General features: G+C 72.8%; 7 protein-coding genes. 5 read left to right on the top strand and 2 right to left on the bottom strand.

Going from position 1 to position 5,744, the window contains the following annotated elements; all coding sequences use genetic code 11:
* The 3 genes from ACYVE9_RS13785 to ACYVE9_RS13775 form a co-directional block, all read left to right on the top strand.
* A partial coding sequence (locus ACYVE9_RS13785; RefSeq protein WP_461028118.1) for an AfsR/SARP family transcriptional regulator occupies positions 1-396 on the top strand: 396 nt, incomplete at its 5' end.
* 100 nt (positions 397-496) lie between these two features.
* Positions 497-1,531, top strand: coding sequence for a hypothetical protein (locus tag ACYVE9_RS13780; RefSeq protein WP_461028117.1), 1,035 nt, complete (start codon positions 497-499; stop codon positions 1,529-1,531).
* 156 nt (positions 1,532-1,687) lie between these two features.
* Positions 1,688-1,882 (top strand): hypothetical protein, encoded by a 195-nt coding sequence (locus ACYVE9_RS13775; protein ID WP_461028116.1) that lies wholly within the window; start codon positions 1,688-1,690, stop codon positions 1,880-1,882.
* A 114-nt stretch (positions 1,883-1,996) separates the two neighbouring features.
* Here the strand turns inward: ACYVE9_RS13775 and ACYVE9_RS13770 are convergent, their stop codons facing one another.
* Positions 1,997-2,857 carry a class I SAM-dependent methyltransferase gene (locus ACYVE9_RS13770; protein WP_461028115.1) on the bottom strand — a complete coding sequence of 287 codons (861 nt, stop codon included), beginning with the start codon at positions 2,855-2,857 and terminating at the stop codon, positions 1,997-1,999.
* A 300-nt stretch (positions 2,858-3,157) separates the two neighbouring features.
* Between ACYVE9_RS13770 and ACYVE9_RS13765 the strand changes: the two genes are divergently transcribed.
* On the top strand, positions 3,158-3,565 hold the full coding sequence (locus ACYVE9_RS13765; protein ID WP_461028114.1) for a VOC family protein: 408 nt from the start codon (positions 3,158-3,160) through the stop codon (positions 3,563-3,565).
* A gap of 86 nt (positions 3,566-3,651) precedes the next feature.
* Here the strand turns inward: ACYVE9_RS13765 and ACYVE9_RS13760 are convergent, their stop codons facing one another.
* The gene (locus tag ACYVE9_RS13760) at positions 3,652-4,869 is read right to left on the bottom strand and encodes an acyl-CoA dehydrogenase family protein (RefSeq protein ID WP_461028113.1); all 1,218 of its coding nucleotides are present in this window, start codon (positions 4,867-4,869) and stop codon (positions 3,652-3,654) included.
* A gap of 149 nt (positions 4,870-5,018) precedes the next feature.
* Between ACYVE9_RS13760 and ACYVE9_RS13755 the strand changes: the two genes are divergently transcribed.
* Positions 5,019-5,663 (top strand): TetR family transcriptional regulator, encoded by a 645-nt coding sequence (locus ACYVE9_RS13755; protein ID WP_461028112.1) that lies wholly within the window; start codon positions 5,019-5,021, stop codon positions 5,661-5,663.
* Positions 5,664-5,744: the final 81 nt, after the last annotated feature.

Genomic DNA, 5,744 nt, shown 5'->3' with positions numbered 1-5,744 from the left:
GGGCCCGCGCTGGCGGACGCCCGTGACCACTCCTTCGCCGCCAGGGAGATCGGCCGGTGGGAGGAGGCGGCCCACAGCGCACGTGAGGTGCGGATCGCCGCGCTGCTGGCGTCGGGGGGACACGGCGAGGCGGTGCTCGACGCCCGCGCGCTCGCCGAGGACGAGCCGCTGCGGGAGTCGGCGTGGGCGCTGCTGATGCGTGCGCTGCACCAGGCGGGGCGGACCGCGGAGGCGCTGCTCGAGTTCGAGCGCATGCGGGTGGTCCTCGGACGTGACCTGGCGCTGGAGCCGAGTCCCGCGTTGCGCGCCCTCCGGTCGGCGATCCAGCGGCACTCCCCCGACCTGGCTCCCCGGCAGCCCGGGTGGGCCGTCCAGCCGTTGCCGGCAGCCGGCTGAGGGCCCGCGCCGCCGCGCCCCCGGAACGGGCGCCGACAGCCTGCGGGCCGGACGGTCCGTAGGGTGTCGGGGCGGGTCGGCATGATGAGCGGGGGCGACGATGCGGGTGGGAACGGCACGGCGGGCCGCGGCGGACTGGGTCGCGCGGTACGCCGCCGGTGAGCCCGGCTACCGCGGGGCGTTCTTCAGCGGCTCCACCGTCGGCCGGCCGGACGCCGCCGCGCTCCCGGTGACCTCGGACGTGGACGTGGTGGTGCTGACCGCCGGAAACCCGCCCGGCAAGCCGGGCAAGGTGCGGTACCGGGGCGTCCTGCTGGAGGTCACCTGGCTGCCCTGGTCGGACGTCGCCTCGGCCGAGCGGGTGCTCGGTGACTACCACCTCGCCGGGAGCTTCCGGTGCGACACGGTCATCGACGATCCGACGGGACACCTGGGCGGTCTGCACACCCAGGTGTCGCGCAGGTTCGCCGACCGTACCCAGGTACGGCGCAGGTGCGCCGACGCCCGGAGCCGGATCACCATCCGGCTCGCGGCGCTCGACGGCGGCGCGCCGCTGCACGAGTCGGTGACCGGGTGGCTGTTCGCGACGGGGGTGACGACCCACGTGCTGCTGGTCGCCGCGCTGCGCAACCCGACGGTGCGGCTGCGCTACGTCAGGGTGCGGGAAGCACTCGACGACCACGGTGAGTCAGCCCTGTACCCGAGGTTGCTGGACCTCCTGGGGTGCGGCGCCCTGCCCCGGGAGGCGGTGCGGCGCCATCTGGAGGAACTGGCCACGACCTTCGACCTGACCGTGCCGGTGGCCCGCACGCCGTTCTTCTTCAGCAACGACCTGACCTCACGGGCACGGCCGGTCGCGATCGGCGGCAGCCGGGAGCTCGTGGACACGTTCCAGCACCGGGAGGCGGTCTTCTGGATCGTAGCCACCTTCGCCCGGTGCCACACGGTGCTGGCCGCTGACGCGCCTCGGCTGCACCGGGCCAGGCTGCCGGCCTTCCGCGCGGTGCTGGCCGATCTCGGCATCGGCGCGGCCACCGACCTGCTGCTCAGGGCCGAGCAGGTGACGGGTTTCCTGCCCGAACTGGACCGCGCGGCCGAACGCGTCATGTCCCGGCATCCCGACGTGGTCGGCTGACGGGCCTCCGCCCCGGCTGCCGGACCGGAGGCCTGGTCCTCCGGACACCGCCGGTCGGACGCGTCCTCACCCGTCCGGGTGGTCGGGGCTTTTGCCGCACGGGCGTTCGTGGAAAAGACGACAGGTCCTTGTCACAGCCATGTACGGGAGCACTCCATGGTCCTGTCGATCTCCGGTGTCGTCCTCTTCGGACTGCTCGTCTTCATGTTCTTCCGCAAGGGCGGGTTGAAGCCGGCGCACGCCATCGTGTGCGCGCTGTTCGGCTTCTACCTGGCCGGGTCGGCCGTAGCGCCCAGCATCCGGGCCGGCGGGGAGGGACTGGCCAATCTGCTGGCTGGCATCAGGCTCTGACCGGCGCGCCCGCACCACCGGCACGCACGCGGACCGCGCCGGGCGACGCCGCCACGTACGCCTCCCCCGCCCGCTCCTGCGCGCCGCCCCGCCGGACCGTTCCAGGCAGACCGTTCAGGCGGACGCGCGGGCGGTGTGCACCGTCATCGCCGTCAGGTAGAAGACGTCCGCACGCTGCTGGATTCCGTCGGCGGCCTCCGGGTCGAGCAGTCGGGTGAGCGTGGCGCGGTCCTGGTCGTCGAGGCTGTCCGCGCCCTGCTCCGCCAGCCTGCCGAGCAGCGTGCGCACGTGTTCCCGGCCCGAGGCGTCGAGTGGGGCGGGCCGGTCGACGAGGAAGGTGCGGCTGCCGGTGGGCGTGAGACCGGCCCGGTCCAGCATCGCCGGCCAGTCCTCCACCACCGACACGGTGCCGGGCAGCGAGGCCCGCATCGCGGCGAAGCGCTCCTCCATGAGCACGTCGAGCCGGGCCTGCAGGCCCGGTCGGCCCAGGCCGAAGTCGCGGGGCAGGAAACGGGTGCCGAGCCCGCCCTCGGTGATCACCAGCAGCCCGCCGGGATTCACCAGGTCGGCGAGTGCCCGCAGTGCCGCCTGCTGGTCGCCCAGGTGGTGCACCGCCTTGCTGCTCCACACCAGGTCGGCGGGTTCCAGGTCGGGGAACTCCGCGGGGAGCTGCGCCTGGCGGGTACGGAACCGGTCCTGGACACCGGTCCTGGCCGCGTGGTCGCGGGCCCGGGTGAGCAGTTCCGCGGAGCCGTCGACCGCGGTGATCCGGGCCCCGGGGAACCGCTCGGCGAGTCGGCACGCCACCCGGCCCGGGCCGCTGCCGACGTCCAGCACGCTGCGTACCTCCGGCGCGTCCGGCAGCCAGCCGGCGATCTCGTCCAGGGCGGGGCCGTGCAGGTCGGCCTCGCGTTCCAGGGTGGCGCCGAGCTGGTCCCAGTCAAGGTCTTCGGGCTGGTGGGAGTGGTGCGTCACGATGTCCTCACCTCTGCGGAAGCGGCGGATCGGTGCCCGGTACCGAGCACCGAGGGCTCACGCGCGGTGCGGCACGCGGAGCCGTTGCGACCAGGCTGCGACACACCGGCACAGCAGAGCCAATCTCTTTGCCAGGTCGGCAAAAGCCAGGGCCGGAGGGGAATGCGGCCGGAGGCGCGGGGCGAGCAGGGGGCCGGAACGGAAACCGGTGGCGCCCGGCGATTACTTCTGGCGCCGGCCGCCGTCTGTAGGGGTGTGCGGGGCCGCAACGGCGGCACCGGAAGCGAAACGGAGCGGCACATGTCGAAGATGATGTTCGTGAACCTGCCGGTCAAGGACCTCAACGCCTCGGTCGCGTTCTTCACCGAGCTGGGTTTCTCCTTCGACCCGAAGTTCACCGACGAGAACGCCAGCGCCATGGTGGTGAGCGACACCAGTTCGGTGATGCTGCTGGCTGATCCGTACTTCCGGAGCTTCACGCCCGGCAGGGAGTTGGCGGACACCACGGCGACGACCGAAGTGATCGTCTGCATCGGGCTGGACAGTCGGGTCGAGGTCGACGAACTCGCGGACAAGGCCCTTGCGCTGGGCGGCTCCCCGACCCGGGAGCCGCAGGACCACGGGTTCATGTACGAGCGCAGCTTCCAGGACCTCGACGGGCACCTGTGGGAGGTCATGTGGATGGACCCGGCCGCGGCCCAGGGGTGAACCCCTCAGCGGTGTCCGGACCGCACAGGGGACGGTCCGGACACCGCTGCCGGTTCGGGGACGGCGGCGGGCGCCCCCCGGGGCGGTCAGCGCACGGTGACGCCGGAGAGGGTGCGGGCGATGACGAGCCGCTGGATCTCGCTGGTGCCCTCGAAGATGGTGTAGATCGCGGCGTCCCGGTGCATGCGCTCGACCGGGTACTCCCGGGTGTAGCCGTTGCCGCCGAGTATCTGCATCGCCTGGGCCGTCACCGTCTTCGCGGTCTCCCCCGCGAAGAGCTTGCTCATCGAGCCCTCGGCGGCGGTGAAGGGCCGTCCGGCGGCCGCCATCCAGGAGGCCCGCCACACCAGCAGTCGAGCGGCGTCGATGCGGGTGCGCATGTCCGCGAGCTGGAAGGCGACGCCCTGGTTGTCGATGATCGGGCGGCCGAACTGCTCCCGGGTCCTGGCGTAGTCCATGGCGACCTCGTACGCGGCGCGCGCGATGCCGACGGCCTGCGCGGCGACGGCCGGCCGGGAGGCCTCGAAGGTCGCCATCGCCGCGTTGCCGCCGCGTCCGCGCACGCCCTCCCGGGCGCGGGCGAGCCGCTCGTCCAGCTTCTCCTTGCCGCCGAGCAGGCAGTGGCCGGGCACCCGCACGTCCTCCAGGACGACCTCGGCGGTGTGGGAGGCACGGATGCCGTGCTTCTTGAACTTCTGCCCCTGGGCGAGTCCCGGCGTGGCGGGCGGGACGATGAACGAGGCGTGCCCCCGGGAGCCGAGTTCGGGGTCGACGACCGCGACGACCACGTGGACGTTGGCGATGCCGCCGTTGGTGGCCCAGGTCTTGGTGCCGTTGAGCACCCACTCGTCCTTCGCCTCGTCGTAGACGGCCCGGGTGCGCATGGCGGAGACGTCGGACCCGGCGTCCGGTTCGGAGGAGCAGAACGCGGCGACCTTCACGTCGTCGGCGTCCCCGTACATCTGCGGGATCCAGGTGCCGACCTGCTCCTCGGTGCCGTTCGCCAGCACGCCGACGGCGGCCAGCCCGGTCCCGACGATGGACAGCGCGATGCCCGCGTCACCCCAGAACAGCTCCTCCATCGCGGTGGGAATGCCCAGTCCGGTGGGGTCGAAGTACTGCTGGGCGTAGAAGTCGAGCGAGTACAGCCCGATCTTGGCCGCCTCCTGGATGATCGGCCAGGGGGTCTCCTCGCGCTCGTCCCACTCGGCGGCGGCCGGACGCATGACGTCCGCGGCGAAACCGTGGATCCACTCCTTCACGGCCTTCTGGTCGTCGTTGAGGTCAAGCGCGAACTCGGCCATGTCGGCACTCCCACGGTTGTTACTAGCGGTAACGCGGAAGTCTGTTACCGCGCGGTAGAGCCTGTCAACTCCCTACTCCCCGGTTCCGCTCCAGGTCGGGTGCTACGTTGCCCCGGGGGCAACCCGAGAGCCCGGGCGGGGAGTGGGACATGGAGAGCGGTCAGCGGAGTGACCAGCGGAGCGCCACCGCGCGCCGCCGCGAGGAACTGCTGGAGGCGGCAGACCGGGTCGTGCTGCGTGACGGTCCCGGCGCGTCGATGAACGCGATCGCGGCGGAGGCGGGCATCACCAAGCCGATCCTGTACCGGCACTTCGGCGACAAGGGCGGCCTCTACCGGGCGCTGGCCGTCCGCCACACCGACGCCCTGCTGGCGTCGCTGCGAGCCGCGCTGGACGCGCCCGCCCACCGGCGCGAGCGGGTGGAGGCGACACTGGACACCTATCTCGCCACGATCGAGTCCCACCCGCAGGTCTACCGGTTCCTGATGCACCCGGCCGAGGAGGGCTCGGCAGGCGAGCAGGGCTTCCACGTAGGGCAGCACTCCGCACCGCTGCTGCGCCGGCTCGGCGAGGAGCTGGGCACCGTGATCGTCGAAAGGGTCGACCTGGGCCCGCAGAGCGCCGGGCTGGCCCGGGTGTGGGGGCACGGCATCGTCGGCATGATGTACGCGGCGGGCGACTGGTGGCTGCGCGAACGGCCCTGTTCGCGGGAGCAGTTGGTGAGTCACCTGGCTGACCTGCTCTGGGGCCGGCTGGCCGCGGCCGGCGACCGGGTGGGCGGCCCGGCCTTCTGACCAGCGGCACGCGGTGCCGGCCCCGCACCGGTACGCCCCCGTACCGGCCACCTCTCCACGGACGGCGGTTCGGGCGGGCGC

This window comes from Streptomyces sparsus (assembly GCF_054776295.1).
The sequence above is the reverse complement of the archived record's forward strand: the minus strand, read 5'-3'. Positions and strand labels throughout refer to the sequence as shown.